The organism is Janthinobacterium sp. KBS0711, from assembly GCF_000988085.1.
Lineage (GTDB): Bacteria > Pseudomonadota > Gammaproteobacteria > Burkholderiales > Burkholderiaceae_D > Janthinobacterium > Janthinobacterium lividum_E.
In genome coordinates this window covers 1-21,174 of record NZ_LBCO01000018.1, presented here as the reverse complement: position 1 = coordinate 21,174, position 21,174 = coordinate 1, and the positions used below count along the sequence as shown (strand labels likewise).

22 protein-coding genes, 1 pseudogene and 1 riboswitch are annotated in these 21,174 nt (G+C 63.6%); of the genes and pseudogenes, 4 read left to right on the top strand and 19 right to left on the bottom strand.

What is annotated here, in order from left to right:
- From VM94_RS28945 to VM94_RS09830, 3 genes and pseudogenes are all read left to right on the top strand, one after another.
- A pseudogene (locus VM94_RS28945) lies at nt 1-165 on the top strand (8-oxo-dGTP diphosphatase MutT); the annotation flags it as partial.
- 120 nt (nt 166-285) lie between these two features.
- Nucleotides 286-495, top strand: a complete 210-nt coding sequence (locus VM94_RS09835) for a FitA-like ribbon-helix-helix domain-containing protein (RefSeq protein WP_034748820.1) — start codon at nt 286-288, stop codon at nt 493-495.
- A 3-nt stretch (nt 496-498) separates the two neighbouring features.
- Entirely contained in the window at nt 499-930 is a 432-nt protein-coding gene (locus VM94_RS09830) for a type II toxin-antitoxin system VapC family toxin (protein ID WP_046683343.1), read from the top strand.
- Between the two features lie 3 nt (nt 931-933).
- Here the strand turns inward: VM94_RS09830 and yacG are convergent, their stop codons facing one another.
- From yacG to VM94_RS09800, 6 genes are all read right to left on the bottom strand, one after another.
- Nucleotides 934-1,125, bottom strand: coding sequence for a DNA gyrase inhibitor YacG (gene yacG / locus VM94_RS09825; RefSeq protein WP_034748814.1), 192 nt, complete (start codon nt 1,123-1,125; stop codon nt 934-936).
- A gap of 18 nt (nt 1,126-1,143) precedes the next feature.
- Nucleotides 1,144-1,899: a cell division protein ZapD gene (zapD, locus tag VM94_RS09820; RefSeq protein ID WP_034748811.1), complete on the bottom strand. Its 756-nt coding sequence runs from the start codon at nt 1,897-1,899 to the stop codon at nt 1,144-1,146.
- Between the two features lie 62 nt (nt 1,900-1,961).
- Nucleotides 1,962-2,609 (bottom strand): dephospho-CoA kinase, encoded by a 648-nt coding sequence (gene coaE / locus VM94_RS09815; protein WP_046683510.1) that lies wholly within the window; start codon nt 2,607-2,609, stop codon nt 1,962-1,964.
- 33 nt (nt 2,610-2,642) lie between these two features.
- On the bottom strand, nt 2,643-3,512 hold the full coding sequence (locus VM94_RS09810; RefSeq protein ID WP_046683509.1) for a prepilin peptidase: 870 nt from the start codon (nt 3,510-3,512) through the stop codon (nt 2,643-2,645).
- A gap of 105 nt (nt 3,513-3,617) precedes the next feature.
- Complete coding sequence (locus VM94_RS09805) at nt 3,618-4,814, bottom strand: type II secretion system F family protein (protein WP_046683342.1); 1,197 nt, start codon at nt 4,812-4,814, stop codon at nt 3,618-3,620.
- A gap of 73 nt (nt 4,815-4,887) precedes the next feature.
- Nucleotides 4,888-6,360 carry a DHA2 family efflux MFS transporter permease subunit gene (locus tag VM94_RS09800; RefSeq protein WP_046683341.1) on the bottom strand — a complete coding sequence of 491 codons (1,473 nt, stop codon included), beginning with the start codon at nt 6,358-6,360 and terminating at the stop codon, nt 4,888-4,890.
- 199 nt (nt 6,361-6,559) lie between these two features.
- Between VM94_RS09800 and VM94_RS09795 the strand changes: the two genes are divergently transcribed.
- Nucleotides 6,560-7,705: a hypothetical protein gene (locus VM94_RS09795; protein WP_046683340.1), complete on the top strand. Its 1,146-nt coding sequence runs from the start codon at nt 6,560-6,562 to the stop codon at nt 7,703-7,705.
- A gap of 66 nt (nt 7,706-7,771) precedes the next feature.
- Here VM94_RS09795 and VM94_RS09790 read toward each other — a convergent pair whose 3' ends face one another.
- From VM94_RS09790 to cobT, 13 genes are all read right to left on the bottom strand, one after another.
- Nucleotides 7,772-9,226 carry a cobyric acid synthase gene (locus tag VM94_RS09790; protein WP_046683339.1) on the bottom strand — a complete coding sequence of 485 codons (1,455 nt, stop codon included), beginning with the start codon at nt 9,224-9,226 and terminating at the stop codon, nt 7,772-7,774.
- Nucleotides 9,223-10,029, bottom strand: a complete 807-nt coding sequence (locus tag VM94_RS09785) for an ABC transporter substrate-binding protein (RefSeq protein ID WP_046683338.1) — start codon at nt 10,027-10,029, stop codon at nt 9,223-9,225. The genes VM94_RS09790 and VM94_RS09785 overlap by 4 nt, the downstream gene beginning before the upstream one ends.
- Entirely contained in the window at nt 10,026-10,919 is an 894-nt protein-coding gene (locus VM94_RS09780; protein WP_046683337.1) for a cobalamin-binding protein, read from the bottom strand. The genes VM94_RS09785 and VM94_RS09780 overlap by 4 nt, the downstream gene beginning before the upstream one ends.
- Nucleotides 10,916-11,902 carry a threonine-phosphate decarboxylase CobD gene (gene cobD, locus VM94_RS09775; RefSeq protein WP_046683336.1) on the bottom strand — a complete coding sequence of 329 codons (987 nt, stop codon included), beginning with the start codon at nt 11,900-11,902 and terminating at the stop codon, nt 10,916-10,918. The genes VM94_RS09780 and cobD overlap by 4 nt, the downstream gene beginning before the upstream one ends.
- Complete coding sequence (gene cbiB / locus VM94_RS09770) at nt 11,895-12,848, bottom strand: adenosylcobinamide-phosphate synthase CbiB (protein WP_046683335.1); 954 nt, start codon at nt 12,846-12,848, stop codon at nt 11,895-11,897. The genes cobD and cbiB overlap by 8 nt, the downstream gene beginning before the upstream one ends.
- Nucleotides 12,842-13,408, bottom strand: coding sequence for a bifunctional adenosylcobinamide kinase/adenosylcobinamide-phosphate guanylyltransferase (gene cobU, locus VM94_RS09765; RefSeq protein ID WP_046683334.1), 567 nt, complete (start codon nt 13,406-13,408; stop codon nt 12,842-12,844). The genes cbiB and cobU overlap by 7 nt, the downstream gene beginning before the upstream one ends.
- Nucleotides 13,409-13,415: 7 nt before the next feature.
- On the bottom strand, nt 13,416-14,048 hold the full coding sequence (gene cobO / locus VM94_RS09760; RefSeq protein ID WP_046683333.1) for a cob(I)yrinic acid a,c-diamide adenosyltransferase: 633 nt from the start codon (nt 14,046-14,048) through the stop codon (nt 13,416-13,418).
- On the bottom strand, nt 14,045-14,818 hold the full coding sequence (locus VM94_RS09755; protein ID WP_046683332.1) for an ABC transporter ATP-binding protein: 774 nt from the start codon (nt 14,816-14,818) through the stop codon (nt 14,045-14,047). Before VM94_RS09755 ends, cobO begins: the two co-directional genes overlap by 4 nt.
- A 7-nt stretch (nt 14,819-14,825) precedes the next feature.
- On the bottom strand, nt 14,826-15,851 hold the full coding sequence (locus tag VM94_RS09750) for a FecCD family ABC transporter permease (RefSeq protein WP_046683331.1): 1,026 nt from the start codon (nt 15,849-15,851) through the stop codon (nt 14,826-14,828).
- 89 nt (nt 15,852-15,940) lie between these two features.
- A complete protein-coding gene (locus VM94_RS09745; protein ID WP_046683330.1) occupies nt 15,941-17,812 on the bottom strand; it encodes a TonB-dependent receptor domain-containing protein in 1,872 nt (623 codons plus the stop codon).
- Nucleotides 17,813-17,942: 130 nt separating this feature from the next.
- Nucleotides 17,943-18,184: riboswitch (cobalamin riboswitch) on the bottom strand.
- 44 nt (nt 18,185-18,228) lie between these two features.
- A complete protein-coding gene (locus VM94_RS09740) occupies nt 18,229-18,783 on the bottom strand; it encodes a histidine phosphatase family protein (RefSeq protein ID WP_046683329.1) in 555 nt (184 codons plus the stop codon).
- Between the two features lie 6 nt (nt 18,784-18,789).
- Nucleotides 18,790-19,596 carry an adenosylcobinamide-GDP ribazoletransferase gene (locus tag VM94_RS09735; protein ID WP_046683328.1) on the bottom strand — a complete coding sequence of 269 codons (807 nt, stop codon included), beginning with the start codon at nt 19,594-19,596 and terminating at the stop codon, nt 18,790-18,792.
- Nucleotides 19,597-19,600: 4 nt separating this feature from the next.
- Nucleotides 19,601-20,641 carry a nicotinate-nucleotide--dimethylbenzimidazole phosphoribosyltransferase gene (gene cobT, locus VM94_RS09730; protein WP_046683327.1) on the bottom strand — a complete coding sequence of 347 codons (1,041 nt, stop codon included), beginning with the start codon at nt 20,639-20,641 and terminating at the stop codon, nt 19,601-19,603.
- Between the last annotated feature and the right edge of the window lie 533 nt (nt 20,642-21,174).

The following is a 21,174-nucleotide window of genomic DNA, read 5'->3' as shown; positions in this document are numbered from 1 at the left end:
TTGCTTTTCTATATCAGCCGCGAGTGGCGGGGCGAGCCGCAAAGCCTGGAAGGGCAGGCGTTCGCCTGGCAGGGCACGGTCGGCGTGGAACCCTTGCTGCCGGCCACCATTCCCCTGCTGGAATGGTTAGATGAGGTACGCCGGGAATCGCTGGCGCCTGCCTGATCTCTACTTGTGCCAGCGGGCAGCATCACGCTGCGTGCTGGCGCAAGCTTTCCTGTGACTTTCCTTGTATAGTCGGCGCTTTGCGCTACAGTGCTTTCATCACGCACCGGGGAGTCTCGCATGCCGCTGACACTGACCTTTACCGATACCGATGAATTGCTGATTGCCGCCTTGCACAAGCGTGCCCGCGCGCATGGGCGCAGCATCGAAGACGAGCACCGCGACATCCTGCGCAGCGCCTTGCGGCCGCTGCCGAAGCGTCCGCTCGACGATATTTTGCGCAGCATGCCTGACGTGGGGTTCGATGCGGATTTCGAGCGCCGCCCCTGAGCCATGCCGGCTTACCTGCTCGATACGGATGTGATCGTTGCATCGCGCAAGGGGGTTGCAGCGCCGGCGGGCGTGGCCGATTTTTTCGAGCGGGTGGAGCCCGAGGCGCGCTATGTGCCGGTGCAGGTGATCGCCCAGTTGCGAGCAGGCATACAGTGCAGCTGGCGGCGCGAAGCGGCGCTGGAAGCACTGGCGCTGGAAGGCTGGCTGGAAGCCGTGCTGGCGGAATATGCGCCGCGGCTGCTGGAATTCGACCTCGATTGCGCCCTCGTGTGCGCGCGCCTGCATGGCCGCGGCCACGCGCATGGCGTCGATGGACAGATCGCGGCGATGGGCATCGCCTATGGCTTGACGGTGGTTAGCGGCAGGCTGGACAGTTTCGCGGCGCAGGGGCTGCGCCTGGAAAATCCGTTTAATCGAGGCTTACTGCGTTGAGGCTTACTGCGGCTTGTTGTCTTCGTCCGCAAGGGGATCTTCAAACGGGTCGGCGGCGGGAATCGTGTATTTCTCTTCGGCCCAGGCACCCAGATCGATCTGTTTGCAGCGTTCCGAACAGAAGGGGCGGAATTTGTTGGCTTCAGTCCATTCGACTTTGGCGGCACAGGTAGGGCAGTTAACGACGGTCATGATGGGGCAAATAAGTAACAGTTAAAAATTACAGAGCGTGAGCTCGAACGGGACATCTTCTTCCAGCGGCTTGGGTTTCAAGTCGCCGCCCTGGGTAGTGAAGCGCACCCACAGCATGTATTTGTTGGCGGAAATTTCCGGGATGGCGCCGCTGTTTTCATCCAGGCTCAGGCGCAGCATCTGGTACACCTTGCCTTGCAGCATTTGCTGGTAACTGCCGCCATTGGCGATCAGTTTAACGGGTCCGCCGGAATCGCGCAGCAGGCGCAGCACGAGTGCCAGCGCATCGAACAGCGGTGCCAGCGGGGCAAACCACGCGTGGATATCGGTCAGGCGCTGTTCCGAGCTGCGTTTTTGCCAGGCAAAGTACGACGGCAAGTCGAATTCGCAGGCGCCGCCCGGGATGATGGTGCGGCCGCGGATGCTCATCAGCCATTCATTGTCGCGGATATTCTGGCCCGTCTTGCCTTGCGCCGCCACGAGGGCGCCGCTGACACTGTCGAGTTCGCCGAGGATGGCGTCCAGGGTTTCCGGTTCCACGTTCGGATTGCTGCGGTAGCCGAGCAGGCTTTGACGCTGGCGCTCGAGTTCCTGCAGCAGGTCGGACTTCAGGTCGGCGCGGCCCGCCACTTCGAGCATATCGAAAATAGTTGCCAAGGCAACATGGTGTTGCATTGCATGCTCTTGCTGGATGAAGAACTTGAATTTGTCGTACAGGTCTTCCAGCCGCAACAAGGTACGTATGCGTTCGTTGAAAGGGTATTCGTAGACAATCAAAATAATTCCCTTAAGTAAGGACCTGCAAACAATCCCGTGATTTTGAACCAAGCGTCGACAAATTACAAACGTTGCGGGGCCATTCCAGCCATTCTTTTTGAAAATGCCAGATATAAATCGTGCAACTGGGCAATCTGCGGTGCCAGGGACGCCAAATCGCCATTATTGTCGATCACATCGTCCGCCGCCGCCAGGCGCATGGCACGTGTCGCCTGCGTGGCCATGATGGCTTTGACTTGTTCTTCCGATAAGCCATTGCGCGCCATCACGCGCGACACTTGCAGGCTTTCCAGGCAATCGATGACCAGTACCCGGTTGACCCGTTCCACCCATCCGCCGGACTCGACGAGCAGGGGCACGGCAAAGATCACGTAGCTGCCCGTCGCTGCTTCGGCCGCCGCCAGGGTGGCCTGGCGAATGCGCGGGTGCAGGATGGCTTCCAGTTTCGCCTTGGCCGCGGCGTCGGAAAACACGAGGTTGCGCATTTTTGTGCGGTCGAGGGCGCCGCGCGCATCGGCGTAGTCGGCGCCAAATTCCGCCACCAGCGCCGGCATGGCCGCGCCATTGGGCGCCGTCAGGCTGTGGGCGATCTGGTCGGTATCGACGATGGAGGCGCCACGCGCGGCGAACATGTCGGCCACCGTGCTCTTGCCGCAACCGATGCCGCCGGTGAGTCCGACGCTGAAATAAGGGACGTTGTGTAGTTGCATGTATTTATCCATAGGGGCGCAGTGCTGCGCCGGTCAGCCAGTCAGGCCTAGCGTGAGGCGCGACAGGGGCGTGCCGTACAGCAGCGCGATCAAACCCGCCGCCGCGAGATAGGGGCCGAACGGAATCGGCTTGTCGCGCCCGCGCTTGGCAAACACAATCAGGCCGATGCCGACCACGGCGCCCACCAGCGACGACAACAGGATGATCGTCGGCAGCATGGTCCAGCCCAGCCACGCACCGAGCGCCGCCAGCAATTTGAAGTCACCATAGCCCATTCCCTCTTTGCCTGTCGCCAGCTTGAAGGCCCAGTACACGGCCCACAGTGCCAGGTAACCGGCGGCCGCGCCGATGACGGCGTCTTGCAGCGGCACGAAAGTACCGTTGATATTGACCAGCAAGCCCGCCCACAGCAGGGGGAAGGTGAGGTCGTCCGGCAGCATTTGCGTATCGGCATCGATGAAGGTCATGGCGATCAGCAGCCAGGCAAAGACAAGCGTGGCGAGACCCGTCCAGCCGCTGCCGAAGTGCCAGATCAACAGGGCCGACAGCGCGCCCGTCAGCAGCTCGACGAGCGGGTAGCGCATGGAAATCGGCGCCTTGCACGCGCTGCATTTGCCGCGCAGCAGCAGGTAGCTGATGACGGGGATGTTTTCCATGGCCGTGATGCGGTGGCCGCAGGCGGTGCAGTTCGAGTGCGGCAGCATCAGGTTGTAGCGGTCCGTGTGCGGCAAGGGCAAACCGCTTTCTTCCGCCACGTAATTGTCGGAATCGCGCTGCATCATTTTCGGCACGCGGTGGATCACCACGTTGAGGAAGCTGCCGACGATCAGGCCGAACAAGGCGGCAACGAGGGCGACGGGCAGGTTGCCGGGCGCGGCGAACAGCAGGGTATCTTGCAACATGGTGGAATTATCTGAGGTGATGATGTTGCCGCGCAAACATTGCCTGGCACTGCCGCAGTGTAAAACATCTGCCAGCGCATGGGGACGTTTTGCGTGGCTCGATCTTCAAATCACGGCCCCCAGCTTGAAAATCGGCAAATACAGGGCGATCACGAGCGAACCGACGAGCACGCCCAGCACCACCATCAGCGCCGGTTCCAGCAGGGCCGAGAGCGTGGTCACGGTGGCGTCGATGTCGGTCTCGATGATATCGGCCGCGCGCGACAGCATGGCGTCGAGCGCGCCCGACTCCTCCCCGATGAGGGCCAGTTGCGTCAGCAACGGGGGAAACACGCCGCTGTGTTCCATGGCCAGGGCCAGGCTGCCGCCGGCGCGGATTTCGCGTTCGATGCGTATCGTTGCTTCCTGGTACAGCGCGTGGCCGGAAGCGGCGCCCACGAGGCCGAGCGAGTCGAGCAGCGGCACGCCGGCGGCGAACATGGCGGCCAGGGTGCGCGTCCAGCGGGCGATCGCCGCCTTGCGCAGAAGCGGGCCAAACACGGGCAGGTGCAATGCCCGCAGTTGCAAGTTGCGCCGCAAGGCGGGCCAGCGGCGCCAGGCCAGGTGCAGCAGCACGCAAACGAGCACGAGCGCTGCCAGCAAGGCCAGCCAGTAATGCACGAGGAAGGCGGACACGCCCATGACGACGAGGGTGGGCAGCGGCAACGGGGCGCCGAAGCTGTCGAAGACCTGGCGAAAGGCGGGCACGACGACGCTCATGATGATGGCCGTGACGACGATGGCGACGAGGACGATGACCAGCGGATACATCAGCGCCCCGCGCACTTGCCGCCGCAGGGCGATGGCCTTTTCCTGGTGCGTGGCCAGGCGCGCCAGCAAGTCCTGCACGATGCCGGCTTGCTCGCCCGCCGCCAGCAGGTTGCAATACAGCTCGTCAAACAGCAGGGGGAACTGGCGGAATGCCTGCTGCAGGCTGCTGCCCGCTTCGATGTCGTGGCGCAAGTCGTGCATCAGCTCCGTGACGGCGGGTTTGGCATGGCCCTTGCCGGCGATGTCGAAGGCGTGCAGCAGCGGCACGCCGGCCGCCATCATGGTCGACAACTGGCGCGTGAACAGGGCGATATCCTTGTGTGTGATGGCTTTGCCGGGCGCGGCGCGCGGGGCTTTTACCTTGCTGGCAAGGATGCCCTGGCGTCTGAGCGCGGCCTTGGCAGTGGTGGCGTCGGCGGCGCGCAAGATGCCATTGACCGCCCTGCCATGGCGGTCCGTGCCCTTCCACGCAAAGCGCCGTTCGGCCGCCATGTGCACCTCCTGCCGTCACGGTAGCAGCGGCAGGCAGAAGCGCCAGCGGTGCTGGCGGCAAGCTTGATGTGGCTCAGCCTTTCGTGGTTTGCACTTCCGTCTGCACAACGGCCTGGGCCTTCACGTCGGCCGCATCTTCCTCGTCGCTGTCCGTGCCCTTGCTGATGCTTTCGCCATCGTCGCGGCGCAAGGTCCAGAAGGTCAGCGAAGACAGCACCGTCAAGGCTGCCAGGGTGAGGAAGGCGTGGTGCAGGGCCGTGCTGAGCATGGCGCGGTCCGACTGCGGCATGTCGCCCAGGTACCAGCCCGTGATCAGCGAACCGAAGGCGAGGCCAAAGCTCATCGACAATTGCTGCATCGAACTGGCGATGGTGCTGGCCATGCTGGAGTCGGCCTTGTCGACGTCGGCATACGCGATGGTGTTCATGCTGGAAAACTGCAGCGAATTGAAAAAGCCCATGCACAGGCTGATGGCGACGATCACGTACAGAGGCGTGCCCACGCCCACCTGCGAAAACATGGCGATGGTCACGCCAATCAGGACCGTGTTGACGATCAGCACCTGGCGGTAGCCGAAGCGGGCCAGCACGCGCGCGGAAATGAATTTCATGCCCATGGCGGCCGCGGCCGACGGCATCATCAGCAAGCCCGACTGCCAGGCGGGCAAGCCTAGGCCCAGCTGGTACAGCAACGGCAACAGGAAGGGCAGGCCGCCCACGCCCAGACGCGTGACGAAGCCGCCCACCACGGAGACGCGGAAGGTGCGGATCTTGAACAGGGTCAGGCGCAGCAGCGGATGCAGCACTTCGCTCGAATGCCAGGCATACGCGGCCAGCAGGCTGATGGAGATGAACAGCAGCACGGCAAACGAGGTGCCGTCGATGCGGTGTTCGCCGAAGATTTCCAGCAGCCATGACAGCAGCGCGATGCCCGTGCCGAACAGCACCAGGCCGATCAGGTCCAGCGGACGGGGCTTGTCGCCATAGTAATCGGGCATGTAGCGGTGCGCCAGGTATAGCGCCACGAGGCCGACAGGCACGTTGACGAAGAAAATCTCGCGCCACGACAGCCAGTGCACGATCAGCCCGCCCACCGTGGGACCCAGCAAGGGGCCGATCAGGGCGGGGATGATGACGAAGTTCATGGCCGCCAGCAATTGCGACTTGGGAAAGGTGCGGATGATGGTGAGCCTGCCCACCGGCATCATCATGGCCGCGCCCACCCCTTGCAGCAGGCGTGCGGCCACCAGCATGGGCGCATTCACGGACAGGCCGCACAGGATGGAGGCGATGGTAAAGATGGCAACGGCGGCGGAAAACACGCGCCGCGTGCCGAAACGGTCGGCCATCCAGCCGCTGATGGGAATGCACACGGCCAGGCTCAGGATGTAGCTGGTGACGACGGCCTTCAGACTCAGCGGCGTCACGTTGAGGCTGGCGGCCATGGCGGGGATGGCGGTGTTGACGATGGTGGAGTCGAGTTGCTCCATGAACAGGGCGGTGGCGACCACCCAGGGAAGGTAGCTTTTAATCGGGGAACTGGTCATGGATGCGAGCCTGAGGAGGAAAAACGGAGCCGACAGTACGACGAATTGTCACATAAATGGCGCAGCTGTGCCGCCCGCGCCCTTCATTTTGCCAGTGTGCCGGAGATAGAGTCCATGGAACATTTGTTCTATGGCAATAGATTGCGTACACGGCTAGCATGTGTTTTCCGGCCTCTTCCTTCCCCGAAAGTCACACCACATGAAAAATGCACTTACCTTCCTTGTCCTCGGCGCGGCCCTGTCCGCATGCGGTGGCGGCAGCGATGGCGGCACGCCGGCAGCACCGGTCACGCCACCTGTCGTGGTCACGCCCGTCGCCGATCCCGTGACGGTCGCCTCGCAAGCGGTCGCGGCCCAGGCTGGCCTGGCCGTGATCGCCGGCGCCAATGCGGACGAGACGGTGTATGACGTGGCCGCCGATATCGGCGACACGTGGCGCATCACGTTCGACAACGCCAAAAAAACGTTCAGCATCAAGGTCCTGTCGACGCAATTCGGCTTGAGCGACCGCAGCGGCACGTTCAGCGCCACGACCACCGGCAATATCACGACATATACTGGCACCGATTTGAGCCTGAGCGTCGATGCGCGTACGCGCTTGCTGACGGGGACTGTGAAACTGGGCGGCATGAATTCCAGCGTCAGCGGCAGCGGCTATGCCGCCACGGACGTGACCAGGCTAGCCGGCAGCTATATCTTCCTGGGCGCCATGCGCAATGCTTCGAACGGTGGCGACCGTTTCAATCCGAAAGGCAGCCTCAAGGTGGCGGCCGATGGCAGCGCGCAACTGTGCAATGGCGGCGTGTTCAATGCGCAAGGCGTGTGCTCCGCCATATCGCCACAGCTGGAAGCGGAAAACGCCAGCCTGACTTTGGTCCGTGACGCGGCGCGCGGCCTGATTATCGCCCGCCAGGGCCAGCAGGATTTCGGCATCGTGCACGTGCACGCGGGCGACCGGGGGCTGGCGCTGTTCATCGACCGCTACAGCCGTAACCAGCAGAACGTGCTGCGCGTGGGCACCATCGTGGCGGCCAAACAGCAAAAGATCGGCGCCGAAATCGCCGGCAGCTACGCCTGCGCGGCGCCGGGCATCAGCGCGAAGATCGTCGTGGCCGGCAGCACCGCCACCATCACCAACAGCACCGCCGGCAAGACGCACGCCGAAACCATCACTGTCAACAAGCTGGGCCTGGGCGCGCAAGCTGTCGATTTCGACGGCATCGCCGTGTTCAAGGACCCGGCCGACGTGCCGGCGGATTATTCGATGTTCATGCCGGTGTCGTCGAGCATGGCGGTGGAATTCTCGACCGACCGCTCGTATATGGGCACGTGCCTGAAAAATTAAGGGGTGCCGCCACGTGCCTGTGTGAGTAGGTCGGGTTAGCCGGTACGGCGTAACCCGACACCACCATCAGCGTAGCCGACGTTCCAGCGCATCCATCAACGGTATCGCCGCGTCGGCAATCCGTTCCAGGCTGGCCTCGCGCAGGGCGGCGGTATCCACCATGTGGCTGGAGTCCAGTCCCGCCCAGCGCAGCAGCGCCGAACACGCGGCAGGCGTGTCGAACATGCCGTGCAAATAGCTGCCGAGGATTTGCCCGTCGCCTGACACGGCGCCTTCCGGCCGCCCATCGATGACAAAGGCCGGCTGCGCCAGCGCCGCGCCATGCGAGACGCCCATGTGGATTTCATAGCCTGCCACGCGCGCATCGGCCGCGCCGGCAAACGCGCAGTGGCCGCTCACCTGTTCCAGCCGCTTGTCGCTTGTCAGCTCCGTCACCATGTCGAGCAGGCCCAGCGCCTTGGACTCTCCCGCTGCGCCTTCCACGCCCAGCGGATCGCGCACGCTTTGCCCCAGCATCTGGAAGCCACCGCAAATGCCCAGCACCTTGCCGCCGTAGCGCAGGTGTTTCGCCAGATATTCGGGCCAGCCTTGCTGCCGCAGCCAGGCCAGGTCGCCGCGCGTGTTCTTGCTGCCAGGCAGGATCACCAGGTCGGCCGCTGGAATCGGCTGCCCCTGCTGGATGAATTGCAGGTCGACCTCGGGGTGGGCGCGCAGCGCGTCGACATCCGTGTGGTTGCTGATGCGCGGCAGTTGCGGCACCACCACCTTGAAAGCGCCCCGTTCGGCCTGCATCGCTTCAACGGCGTCTTCCGCGTCGAGGAACAGGCCTTGCAGATAGGGCAGCACGGCCAGCACGGGTTTTCCCGTTTGCTGCTCGAGCCACTCGATGCCTGGTTGCAGCAGCGAGATGTCGCCGCGAAAGCGGTTGATGACGAAACCGACGATGCGTGCCCGTTCGCTGTCGGACAGGCACTCCAGGGTGCCGATAATGTGCGCGAACACGCCGCCCCGGTCGATGTCGGCCACCAGGATCACGGGGCAGTCGACGGCTTCGGCAAAGCCCATGTTGGCGATGTCGCGCGCACGCAGGTTGACTTCGGCCGGGCTGCCCGCGCCTTCGACGACGACGGCGTCGTACTGCTGGCGCAAGCGCGCGTACGATTCCAGCACGGCGCCCATGGCGATGGTTTTATATTGCTGGTAGTCGCGCGCATCCATCTCGGCGCGCACCTTGCCGTGGATGATCACTTGCGCGCCCGTGTTCGACGACGGTTTCAAGAGCACCGGATTCATGTCCGTGTGCGGCGCGATGCCACAGGCCAGCGCCTGCAAGGCTTGCGCGCGGCCGATCTCGCCGCCGTCGCTTGTCACGGCGCTATTCAAGGCCATGTTTTGCGGCTTGAACGGCGCTACCGTCACGCCACGGCGTTTCAGCAAGCGGCACAGGGCCGCGACGACGGTGCTCTTGCCCGCGTCCGACGTCGTGCCTTGCACCATCAGGGCGGGGAAGGGACTCTTCATGTTTGCCGCTCCTGCCAGTTTTGCCACTGCGCGATGATGTCGCTGATCTGGCGCAGCCCTTCGGTAATCGCCGCCGGGCCTGGCGACAGGATGTCGGGCGACTTGATCTCGAACAGCATGTCATTGCGTACGGCGGGAATCGTATCCCAGCCCGGGCGTGCCGCCAGTTGCGCCGGCTGGAACTTCTTGCCGCACCAGCTGGCGAGGATGATGTCGGGCGCGCGCGCGACCACGTCATGGGGATCGGCGATGATGCGTTCCTTCGCGCCCGGATGGGCGGACAGTTCCGGGAAGGCGTCCGTGCCGCCAGCGATTCCGATCAGTTCCGCCGCCCAGCCGATGCCGCTCATCAGGGGATCGTTCCACTCTTCAAAGTAAATCACGGGCTTGCGCGTCCAGGCAGCGGCGCGGGCGCGGGCGGCGGCGATGTCCGCGCGCAGGCTGGCGATCAATGCGTTGCCCGCCTCCTCGCGCTGCACCAGCGCGGCCAGCACGGCGATCATGCGCAGGATGCCGTCCACCGTGCGCTGGTTGAACTGGTGCACTTCGATGCCGGCCTTGACCAGGTCGCGGCAGATATCGGCCTGCATGTCGCAAAAACCGATCACGAGGTCCGGTTTCACTGCCAGGATGCGTTCCAGGTTCGTGGACGAAAAGCCGCTGATCTTGGTCTTTTCTTCACGCGCGCGGGGAGGGCGTACGGTAAAGCCGGAGATGCCCGCGATGACATCTTCGGCGCCCAGCGCGTACAGCGTTTCCACGGCTTCCGTCGACAAACAGGCGATGCGCTGGTAGTGACTCATTGAGCAGCCTTGGTGCGGCGCTGGCGTGCCATTTCAAGCTGTTCGCACATGGCGGCCGTGCCTTCGATCATGCGCGGGCCGGCGCGGTTCAGCAAATCGCCATTCAGGCGGAACAGGTTATTTTTGCGCACGGCCGTCATCGACGGGAAGGCGCGCCACATGGCCAGGCCGCCTTCGCTGCGCGGATCGCTTTTTTCGCTGGTGCCGAAGACGACTTCCGGGTCTTCCTGCAGCACGCCTTCCGGCGTGACGACGGGCGCCACCACCTTCATCGCGGCGAATACATTCTGGCCGCCGCACAGGCGCATCGAATCGCTGATGATGCTCGCGCCGCTCAAGGTATACAAAGGTTTGTCCCACACCTGATAAAACACGCGCACGGGCGGGCGCTGCGCGTATTGCGCCGTCAGGCTGGCCAGTTTCGCGCGCAGCTGGGCGGCGGCCGGTTTGGCGGTTTTTTCCGTACCCATCAACTGGCCCAGGCGCTCCATGCTGTCGGGGATATCGGCCAGCTTGCGCGGTTCGCTGTGATAGATCGGCACCTTCAACTGGCGCAGCATGGCGATCTGGCGTTCGGCGCTGCCATGCATCCACACGACGATCAGGTCCGGCTTCATGGCGATGATGCGTTCCATGTCGTACTGGCGGTTGTCACCGACCTGAGGAATTTTCTTGGCCGCTTCCGGGTAGTCGCTGTAGCTGACGACGCCGGCGATCTTCTCGCCGCCGCCGGCTGCGAACAGCAGTTCCGTCACGTGCGGCGCCAGCGCCAGGATGCGCTGTACCGGTTTTTCCACGGTGACGACATTGCCGTCATCGTCGCGCACGGTGATGGCGGCGTGCGCCTGCAACGAGATCAATCCAGCCAGCAGCAGCGATATGATTTTCATGTGTGTTTCCATGTGGTGAGGGCCTGCTGCAGGCGCAGCCAGGCGTGTTCGTCGGGGGGCAGGCCAAGGCGGATGCCGTGGGCGGCATGGCGGAACAGGCGTAACCAGATGCCCGATTCCGCCATGTGGCGCCAGAACGCTTCGGCGCGTGCTTCCGGCCACCATTGAAACAGCGCCGTGCCGCTGCTGGCGATGCCGTGCGCGGCCAACAGCTGGCGCAGGCGCTGGCCTTCGCCGCGCAGGCGTTCGCGCATCGCGCCCTGCCAGTGCGTGTCGGTGAGCGCGGCCAGCGCCACCTGCTGCGCCGGGCCGCTGACGGTCCATGGTCCCAGCATGTCGGCCAGTTGTGCCAGCAGCGCGGGACTGGCGGCGACAAAGCCCAGGCGCAGTCCCGCCAGGCCAAAGAATTTGCCCACCGAACGCAGTACGATCAGTCCCGGCTGGCCCGTGTGCGGACCGAGGCTGGCGTGCGTTTCCGTGTCGCCAAACGCTTCATCGACCACCAGCCAGCCGCCGCGCGCGGCCAATTTACCTGCCCACTCCAGCAGCAGTGCCGGGGCGATGCGCTCGCCTGTGGGATTGTTCGGGTTGCAGACGACCAGTACCTCGCAATGGTCCACGGCATCGGCCAGCTGCGCATACGGCACTTGGCGTAATTCGTGACCATGCTGGCCCCAGTGGTGCGCGTGTTCCGCATACGACGGCGCGGCCACCACCACGCGCGACGGTGCGCGCAGCCGGGGCAGGGCCTGGATGGCGGCCTGCGTGCCCGCGACCGGCAGCATGGCCGGCGCGTCGTAGTACGCGCAGGCGGCAGCGGCCAGCGCGGGGTCGGCCTCCGGCAGCCGGTGCCAGGCGTTGGCGTCGGGTGCTGGCGCCGCATACCAGTGCGGGTTGATGCCCGTCGACAGGTCGATCCAGTCGGCCAGCGGTCTGCCATATTCGCGCGCGGCGTCGCGCAGGTTGCCGCCATGTTCAAGCAAGGTATTTCCCCTTCAGGTAGTACAGGCCCGCCAGCAGCGCCATCCAGATCAGCCACAGGACGGCCGTTTCCGCCACCAGGCGCCAGGCGCGGTCGATGTCGCGCGCTTCGGCGGGCCGGCCGGCGCCCAGCGGCGGACGGCGTTCCAGTTCGCCGTCGTAGATGGCGTCGCCGCCCAAGGCCAGGCCCAGGGCGCCGGCGCCGCTGGCCATCACGGGACCCGCATTCGGGCTGCCCCAGTTGGGGGCCTGTGTGCGCCAGCAATGCCACGCGCGCTGTTTGTCTGCCATGCTCTTGCCCAGCAAGACATACGACAGGGCCGTCAGGCGCGCCGGCAGGTAATTCAAGACGTCGTCGATGCGCGCGGCGCAGCAGCCGAACCAGTCGTAGCGTTCGTTGCGGTAGCCCCACATGGCGTCGAGGGTGTTGGCCAGCCTGAATAGCACGGCGCCGGGGCCGCCCGCCACGGCAAACCAGAACAGGGTGCCGAAGACTGCATCGTTGCCGTTTTCCAGCAAGGATTCCGTGCTGGCCTTGGCCAGGCTGGCCGCGTCGGCATTGGCCGTGTCGCGGCTGACGATGCGCGCCGTCAGCAGGCGCGCGTTGTCCAGGTCATCGATGGCCAGGGCATCGGCGATCGGCTGATTGTGGTCGCGCAGGCTGCGCAAGCCCAGGCAAAGATAGAGCAGGAAGACGTGGAGCGCCGCACCGGCCAGGCCGCACAGCCAGTAGGCGGCATAGCTGATGGGCAGCACGGCCAGCGACCAGGCCAGCGCGCCGCGCAGCAAACGGCCGCGGCCCCGGTTCAGCAGGCGCTCGAGTGCGCTGGCGAGGCGGCCAAAGCCGACCAGCGGATGCCAGCGGCGCGTTTCTCCCAGCAGCATGTCGAGCAGCACGCCGGCCGTCATCAAGGCGGCCAGCATGGGCAGCGACAGGCCACTCAGCATGTGCCGCCTTTAAGGTACAGCGGCAGGCCGGCGGCGACAAAGACGGCCTTGTCGCACACGGCCGCCACGGCCTGGTTCAAGCGGCCCGCTTCATCGGTAAAGCTGCGCGAGATGGCGCCGTAAGGCACGATGCCCATGCCCACTTCGTTCGATACGAGAACGAGGTCGCAATCGGTCTCGCCAATTTCGGCCAGCGCGTACAGCAGGTGTGTGCGCTCGCTATGAAACAGTTCGGGCAAGGCGATGTCGCCCACGTCCGGATATGTCTCGCCGCTGGAAAACATCAGGTTCGTCAGCCACAAAGTCAGGCAGTCGACCAGCAGCAGACGGCCGGGCGCTGCTTCGCGCAGGATGGCGTCGCCCAGTCGCAGCGCTTCTTCGATAGTCACCCACCCGGCCGGGCGCTGCGCACGGTGATGCCTGACGCGCGTGGCCATCTCCTCATCGCCCGCCTGCGCGGTGGCGATGTAGATCACTTCCTTGCCGGACTCGCGGGCCAGCATTTCCGCATAGGCGCTCTTGCCGGAACGGGCGCCGCCGAAGACCAGGGTGCGCGTCATGGCGCTGTTACCACTCGGTGCCGATTTGTGCGCCTATGCCGGCCGCATACGCATGCTTGACGACGGCCATTTCGGTGACGGTGTCAGCGATTGCGATCAATTCGTCCGGCGCGCCGCGGCCCGTGATGACCACGTGCTGCATGGCCGGGCGTTCCAGCAGGTCGGCGATGACTTTATGCACGTCGAGGTAGTTGTACTTGAGGGCGATATTGAGTTCATCGAACAGCACCAGGCCATAGCTTGGGTCGGCCAGGAAGGTCTTCGCCTGTTCCCATGCCAATTCTGCTTTTTCGATGTCGCGCTCGCGGTTCTGCGTTTCCCAGGTATAGCCTTCACCCATCGCATGGAAACTGATTTCGTCGGGGAAGCGGCGCAGGAATTTCTCTTCGCCCGTCGACATGGCGCCTTTGATGAACTGCACCACGCCCACTTTCATGCCGTGACCCATGGCGCGGATGGCCATGCCGAAGCCGCTCGAACTCTTGCCTTTGCCATTGCCCGTGTTGACGATGATGATGCCGATTTCCTTGTCGGCCTTGGCGATGGCCGCGTCGATGATGGCCTTCTTGCGTTCCATGCGCACGCGGTGGCGCTCGTTGATGGCGGCGGTGTCCGCGTCTGCAGGTTTGTTATCGCTCATTGTTGATCCTCTTTTGGTATGAATATCTTGCGTTTGCCGTGGTCGATGATCTCGATCGGGTGGCCCAGGTAGTCGCCAAGGATAGACGCCTGCATCACGTCCGCCACGGGACCGGCCAGCCAGCCGCCGTCGCCCATCAGCAGCAGCGCATGGGTCGAGACGCTGTGCGCCAGGTTCAGGTCATGCCCCACCATCACCACGGTTTTATTCTGTTCGCGGCACAGTTTCGACAGCAGGCCCATGACGCTGACCTGGTGCGCCAGGTCCAGCGCGTTGGCCGGTTCATCGAGTAGCAGCAAGGGCGTATCCTGCGCCAGCATGGCGGCGATCGCCACGCGCTGGCGTTCGCCGCCGGACAGGCTGCGCACGTCGCGCTCGGCCAGGTGCTCCACTTCCATCGAGGCCAGCGCCGCCAGGGCGATGCGCTGGTCGTCGCTGCCTTCCCAATAGTGATTGTCGTGATACGGGTGGCGCGCCGACAGCACCGTTTCGATGACGCGGTACGAGAACGCATCGTGCCGCGCCTGCGCCAGGAAGGCCCGTTCGCGCGCCAGCTCTTCCAATGGCCAGTCGATCAGGGCGCGGCCCTGTATCGTCACGTGGCCGGTATCGGGTTCGCGCAAGCCGGCCAGGGTGCGCAGCAAAGTGCTTTTGCCGGCGCCATTGCGGCCGATCACGCTCCAGCATTCGCCATCCCTGATTTGCCAGATGAGGTTTTCCACGAGGGAGCGCGTGCCCGCCTTCAAGCCGAGTTGGTAGGTGCGTATCATGCTTGTTTCATCCCCTGCGCAAGCGGTGCAATTGGTACAGGAAGACGGGCGCGCCTATCATGGCTGTCACCACGCCGACGGGCAACTGCAATGGCGCCAGCACGGTGCGCGCCAAGGTATCGGCCAGTACGAGGAAAGTGCCGCCGGCCAGTGCGGCGGCGGGGATCAGCAGGCGGTGGTCGGGGCCGCAGGCAAAACGCAGCGCATGCGGCACGATCAGGCCGACGAAACCCACGCTGCCGGCGCTGGTGACGGCGCTGGCCGTGAGCAGGCCGGAACAGAAGAACAGTCCCTTGCGCAGGGCGCCCACGCGCACGCCCAGCGTGCTGGCAGCTTCCGCGTGCAACGCCATGACGTTCAGCGAGCGCGCGCAGCGCAAGGCAAAGATCATGGCGCCGGCCAGGACCAGCCACGGCATCAGCCGCGCAGGCGCGCCGGACAGGTCGCCGATCATCCAGAACACCATGCTGCGCAAGCGGCTTTCCGGGGCGATGGAGAGCATCAGGGTGACGATGGCCATGCAGGCCGAGGCCAGGATCACGCCCGTCAGCAGCAAGAGCGAGGCGCCGCCTTCGGCCGCCGTGCCGCCGCGCAGGTCGCGCCGGGCAAAGAAGTACAGCAGCATGGATACGCCGACGGCGCCGGCAAAGGCAGCCGCATCGACCACCCACAGCGCGCACATGAACAGCAGCGCGGCCAGCGCGCCAACGGAGGCGCCGGCGGAAATACCCAGCACATACGGGTCGGCCAGGGGATTGCGCAGGAGAGCCTGCATCATCAGGCCGGCCAGCGACAGCGCCGCGCCGGTGACAAAGGCGGTCAGCGCGCGGCCTAGGCGCAGCTCGAGCAGGGTGGCGGCGAGGGTGTCGGTCTTGCCCTGTACGGCATGGAGCAGGGCGGAAGGCAGGTCGGCGAGCGGAATGGCGATCGAACCGATCATGCCGGAGAAAATCAGGCTGGCAATCGCGCACACGATCAGCACCGTGATGATCACGGTGGCGCGGTGGCGCATATTGCGGAAAAATGGGTGCATGTACTGCCTTAAAAACGGGGACTGCAGAACTGCATCTGCGGGCGATGACAACAATGTCATCGCCCGCAGCTTACATCATTACGACGTGCTTATTTCATGCCGTAGCGCACACCGACGAAGACTTTCGAGCCTGGTGTCGCGTAGAAGCGGGCCAGTTCGTAGTCCTTGTTGGCGATATTGTTCCAGCGTGCCAGCACCGACCAGTCGCGGGCGAACTGGTAGGTGGCGTACAGATTGACCAGGCCATAGCCGCCCAGGACGTTCTTGTTGGCGGCATCGTCGAAACGCTTGCCCGACAGCTGCCATTCGGCACCCGAGGTCAGCGCGCCCAGCGTGTAGTCGACGGCGAAGTTGGCGTGTTTCTTGGCGCGGCGTACCAGTTGCTTGTCCTTGGTTTCATCGCGTGGATCTTGCAGGTCGATATTGCCGCTGACGTTGAACGCGCCAAATTTGCGTGCACCCGCGATCGTCAGGCCTTCCAGCAGCGCCTTGTTGACGTTGTAGGCGCAGCCGTAGCCAGTGAACAGCGGATCGGGACAAGGCGAGGTATTGACCAGCAGGTCGGTGACCTTGTTGTGGTAGTAGCTGGCGCTCAGTTTCGACACGCCGTCGTCGTAACGCAGACCCACTTCGACGTTGCGGCCCTGTTCCGGCTTGTTCGTCGCCAGGCCATAGCCTGGGTAGTACAGTTCATTGAAGGTCGGTGCGCGGAAGCTGGTGCCGTAGCTGGCGCTGGCGCGCAGTGCGTTGGTGATGCGGTAGCCGTAGGCGACGCTGCCCGTGTTGTGCGTGCCGAATGCGGAACTGTCGTCACTGCGGCCGCTGATGTTGAACAGATGCGCGCCGCGCACCATGTTGTACGCCGCTGCGAAGGACTTGGTATGGCGTGCGCCCGTGACTTCCGGCGTGCTGCTCGACGTGACGTCTTCATCGCGGTAGCTGGCCAGCAACTGCAGGTTGTCGCGTCCGATGCGGATGTCGTTCTGCCAGGTGATATCGGTCTGCTTGGTGTCGATCTGGCTCTTGCCCCACGAGTCGGCGCTGCTGTCGTCGCCCGACTTGTCGCGTGCTTCCGCATAACGCAGTTCGCTGGTCCAGTTGGGCAGGAATTCGTTCTTCGTGAAGACCGAAATGTTTTCCAGTTTCTGGTTGCTGCGCGCATCGTAACCAGGACCGGCGTCGTACTGGGCTTTCAGCTTGCTGTTCAACAGGACCAGGCCGACTTCATGGCCCTTGGCCATCTGGTAGCCGAACTGGCCGCTGAAGCTTTCCTTGTCGTAGCCGTCTTTGTCCGGATTGTAGGTGTACTCAGGCGATGCACCGATCTTCGAAGCCGAGAAGCCATCCGATTTTTCCTTGCCAGCCGCCAGCGCATAGCTGAAGCTGTTCGGACCGCCGGTGGAACCTGCCACCTGGGCTTCGACCTGGCGCGTGTTGTTGCTGCCGTAACCGGCGAAAGCAGAGACGCGCGTGGCGCCGTCGCCTTTCTTCGTGAAGATCTGGATCACGCCACCGATGGCGTCCGCACCGTACATGGTGCTCAGTGGGCCGTAGACGATTTCAATGTGGTCGATGCTGGAAAGGGGCAGGGCGCTCCAGTTGGCCGTACCCAGGGTGGACGAACCAATGCGCACGCCGTCAACCAGCACGATATTCTGGTTGCTGTTCGCGCCGCGAATGAAGACGCTTGCCGCGGTGCCTGCGCCGCCGTTGCGCGCCACTTCGATGCCGCGTTGTTTTTGCAGCAGGTCGACAATCGAGCTGGCACCCGAGCGCGCGATGTCGTCCGAGCTGATGGTCTGCGTATCGCTCAATACTTCGCTCAGGTGTTGCGGGTAGCGGCTGGCGGTGACGACGACAGGATCGAAGGTATCTGGCGTGGCTTGGGCGAAAGCGGCAGGCGCGGCAATGGCTAGCGCGAGCGACGTGAGCGCCGCGTGGCGGGAAACAGCATGGGTCATGATAATTTTCAGTAAGTAATATGCAACCAGCCGACGTCCCCGTAGGCCAGATTGAACAGAAGTGGGAACTGAAGATGACGATCGAAGATGGCCACAGGGGGCCATTCGGATCGCGAACATCCCCGTTCGCACACTTCCACCTGTCCTGGCCGGTATCCGGGCTGGCAAGTGCGGCTATCCCACCTTCCCATGCTCGATGATTGCAAGCACAGTGGTTGTCAGAGATAGCTTGTCGCCCGCGTCCTGTCGGGAGGGGCGACACTTGCTTACCGTTGCGGGGGCAGCACACGTTCGCCGCGAGCGCGGCATCGTGTTTCCCGTTTAACTGCGCTCATGGACATGAACGCGGGCACCAAAACCCCGCCATTATACGTGCAGCGGACGTGGACTGAAATGGCTGGCTGGACGATTCGATATCAGAAATCGACGACGACCGTCGCACCGTAGGCGATTTTATGGGCGGAACGGGCGGCCAGCAGCGCCGTTTCCTCCAATGGTAGCCGCGCTTGCAGTGCCGACAGCAGGCGGATGGTGCCCGCATGGCAGATGATGATCGCCGTTTCGTGTTGTTCGCGCAACAGATCACCTAAAAACGCATCGACGCGGGCGGCCATCGCCAGCACATTCTCGCCCCCGCCGGGCCGGTACCAGGCCAGGTCGGCCGCCCAGGCATCGATGTCCGCGCGCGCAATCGCGTGCCAGGGCTGCATTTCCCAGGCGCCAAAATCCATTTCCGCCAGCCGCGCGTCAAGGTGCAGGGCGCTGGAAGGCAAGTCTTGCGCCATTGCTGACGCCAGATTGGCGCAGCGGCGCAGGGGACTGGCGTAGAGCGGAACGCCGGCCGGTAAAGTCGCTTGCAGGCTGGCGCGCACGGTGGCCATTTCGTGCGGCGCCACCGCCACGTCGCTGCGGCCATAGCAGGTGCCGCTGGTCACCTGCGGCGTGGGGTGGCGAACGAGGATCAGGCGCATGCTTGTTCAGTAGAAGCGCAATGGAGGTTGAAAACTTGACAGGATGGCCAGGTAAATCGCTACTTCCGCCACCTGCTGCACGGCGCCCAGGCAGTCGCCCGTATAGCCTTGCAGGCGGCGCTGGCATTTGCGGCCCAGCCAGAATGCGGCCGCTGCCGCCGCCACGATGGCAAAGACCAGCGTGGCCCAATAGAATATTCCCAGCAGGCCGCAGGCGATGGCGGGTAACAGGCCGCAGACGGTGGCGATGATGAATTCGCCCGTGGTCATTTCCTGCGCCATCGGCTTGGCCTTGCCTTCGTCGCGTGCATAATCCATGGCCCAGATCAGCGAGACGGCGACCAGGCGCGAGAGCGGATGGGCGATGAATAAGGTGGCGACCACCGTGGCAGGCGGCAGCGAAACGAGCGCTGCGCATTTGATGGCCAGCAGGCACAGGATGCCGATCGCGCCATACGCGCCGATGCGCGAATCCTTCATGATTTCCAGCACCCGCTCGCGCGTCATGCCGCCGCCGAAGCCGTCGCACATGTCGGCGAAGCCGTCTTCATGAAAGGCGCCTGTCAGGTAAATGCCGGCGGCGACGGCCAGCAGCACGGCCACCGCCGACGGTAGAAGCCAGCTGGCCAGCAGATACACGGCGCCGGAAATGGACGCCACCACCACGCCGACCAATGGAAAGTAGCGCGAAGCGTGCTGCAGCCAGGCGGGCTGGAAGCCCACCCAGCGCGGGATGGGCAGTCGCGTGAAGAACTGCAGCGCGATAAAGAACAGGCGGCACTGATGGATGGCGGCGGAAACGGGATTGGCCATGGTCTTAGTCTGGCGTGGACTTTTCGCTGACCTGGGCCGAGGCAAACGTCGCCATCTCGCGCATGAAATTGACGGCCGCGTGCAGCAGCGGCAAGGCCAGCGCCGAACCCGTGCCTTCACCGAGGCGCAAATCGAGCTGCAGCAGTGGACGCGCGCCCAGGCTGGCCAGCAACTGGAGGTGGCCGTTTTCATCGGAGCAGTGCGAAAACACGCAGTAATCGAGGATGGCCGGCTGCAAACGGGCGGCCACCAGCAAAGCGCTGCTGACGATGAAGCCGTCGATCAGCAAAATCATGCGCCGTTCGGCCGCTTTGAGCATGGCGCCGGCCATCATGGCGATTTCGAAGCCGCCAAAGGTGGCCAGCACGTCGAGCGGCTCGTTGACTGTCGCATGATGGGCGACAGCCGCCTCGATCACCTGCTGCTTGTGCAGCACGCCTTCCTTCGACAGGCCGGTGCCGGCGCCCACGCAGTCGGCGACGGGCGTGCCGGTCAGCTTGTGCATCAGTGCGGCGGCGGCCGTGGTATTGCCGATGCCCATTTCGCCAAAGCCCAGCACATTCCCTTCCAGTGTGGCGACCAGGTCCATCCCTGCCTGCATGGCGGCCAGGCATTGTTCCTGGCTCATGGCGGGTTCTTTGGCGAAGTTGCGGGTGCCGGGGCCTTGCTTGCGGTCGAGCAAGCCGTCGCGCGGGCCGAAATCGTGGTTCACGCCGGCGTCTACTATATATAAGGCGCAATCGGCCTGGCGGGCAAAGACATTGATGGCGGCGCCGTTGCCGAGGAAGTTCTCCACCATTTGCCAGGTTACGCTTTGCGGGTAGGCGGAAATGCCTTCGGCGACGACGCCATGGTCGGCCGCGAAAACAATGATGGCAGGCTGGAGCAATGCCAGTTGCGTGCCTTGCTGGATCAGGCCGATCTGATGGGCCAGGGTTTCCAGCATGCCGAGGCTGCCCAGCGGCTTGGTCTTGCTATTGATGGCGTGTTCGAGGGCGCTGGCCAGGGTGGGATTGGCGGTAGAGGTAATGTGTGGGATAGGCATGGGAATCTATATGGATGAGGCAGGGTATGGTTGGCACTACGATATCACACAGCAATATTTGCTCAGATGCAAATTAGCGCTTGCGGGGAGTTCGGGCCAGGGCTATAATTCGCCCCCTCGCTGAACGATGCATGCAAATGCTGAGTGAGGTGAGTAAAAGAAGGAGTTGACGGATTTAGCGAAATGCTTCATACTCTTCCTTCTTCGCAGCTGACAAACACAACGCTTTGTCGATAGCGCGAGAGTAGTAAATAAGCAGTACCGAATACAGTTCTTTAACAATTAACAGTCGATAAGTGTGGGCATTTGATGTAAGTGCAGCAGCGATCTTCGGATCGCTGTAAAACTTAAAATATCAAATGTTCACAAGAAATAATGAAATAGGATACTTCTTCGGAAGTAGCCTGTCAGTTTTTTGAGTGAGCAAACACCTCGCAATGCGAGGGGTTTGAACTAGTTAAATAGTTCGACCATGCCGGTAAAATGGCAAAGTAACAGAGATTAAACTGAAGAGTTTGATCCTGGCTCAGATT

Bases quoted from the DNA above. Each gene is read 5' to 3' on its own strand.
- VM94_RS09740 (WP_046683329.1), bottom strand. From the start codon at position 18,783: ATGCGCCTGATCCTCGTTCGCCACCCCACGCCGCAGGTGACCAGCGGC.
- cobU (WP_046683334.1), bottom strand. From the start codon at position 13,408: ATGACGCGCACCCTGGTCTTCGGCGGCGCCCGTTCCGGCAAGAGCGCC.
- VM94_RS09780 (WP_046683337.1), bottom strand. From the start codon at position 10,919: ATGAAAATCATATCGCTGCTGCTGGCTGGATTGATCTCGTTGCAGGCG.
- VM94_RS09755 (WP_046683332.1), bottom strand. From the start codon at position 14,818: ATGATACGCACCTACCAACTCGGCTTGAAGGCGGGCACGCGCTCCCTC.
- VM94_RS09795 (WP_046683340.1), top strand. From the start codon at position 6,560: ATGAAAAATGCACTTACCTTCCTTGTCCTCGGCGCGGCCCTGTCCGCA.
- cobO (WP_046683333.1), bottom strand. From the start codon at position 14,048: ATGAGCGATAACAAACCTGCAGACGCGGACACCGCCGCCATCAACGAG.
- cobT (WP_046683327.1), bottom strand. From the start codon at position 20,641: ATGCCTATCCCACACATTACCTCTACCGCCAATCCCACCCTGGCCAGC.
- VM94_RS09805 (WP_046683342.1), bottom strand. From the start codon at position 4,814: ATGGCGGCCGAACGGCGCTTTGCGTGGAAGGGCACGGACCGCCATGGC.
- VM94_RS09800 (WP_046683341.1), bottom strand. From the start codon at position 6,360: ATGACCAGTTCCCCGATTAAAAGCTACCTTCCCTGGGTGGTCGCCACC.
- VM94_RS09790 (WP_046683339.1), bottom strand. From the start codon at position 9,226: ATGAAGAGTCCCTTCCCCGCCCTGATGGTGCAAGGCACGACGTCGGAC.
- cbiB (WP_046683335.1), bottom strand. From the start codon at position 12,848: ATGCTGAGTGGCCTGTCGCTGCCCATGCTGGCCGCCTTGATGACGGCC.
- VM94_RS09830 (WP_046683343.1), top strand. From the start codon at position 499: ATGCCGGCTTACCTGCTCGATACGGATGTGATCGTTGCATCGCGCAAG.
- coaE (WP_046683510.1), bottom strand. From the start codon at position 2,609: ATGCAACTACACAACGTCCCTTATTTCAGCGTCGGACTCACCGGCGGC.
- VM94_RS09835 (WP_034748820.1), top strand. From the start codon at position 286: ATGCCGCTGACACTGACCTTTACCGATACCGATGAATTGCTGATTGCC.
- VM94_RS09745 (WP_046683330.1), bottom strand. From the start codon at position 17,812: ATGACCCATGCTGTTTCCCGCCACGCGGCGCTCACGTCGCTCGCGCTA.
- VM94_RS09750 (WP_046683331.1), bottom strand. From the start codon at position 15,851: ATGCACCCATTTTTCCGCAATATGCGCCACCGCGCCACCGTGATCATC.
- VM94_RS09810 (WP_046683509.1), bottom strand. From the start codon at position 3,512: ATGTTGCAAGATACCCTGCTGTTCGCCGCGCCCGGCAACCTGCCCGTC.
- VM94_RS09735 (WP_046683328.1), bottom strand. From the start codon at position 19,596: ATGGCCAATCCCGTTTCCGCCGCCATCCATCAGTGCCGCCTGTTCTTT.
- VM94_RS09785 (WP_046683338.1), bottom strand. From the start codon at position 10,029: ATGAGTCACTACCAGCGCATCGCCTGTTTGTCGACGGAAGCCGTGGAA.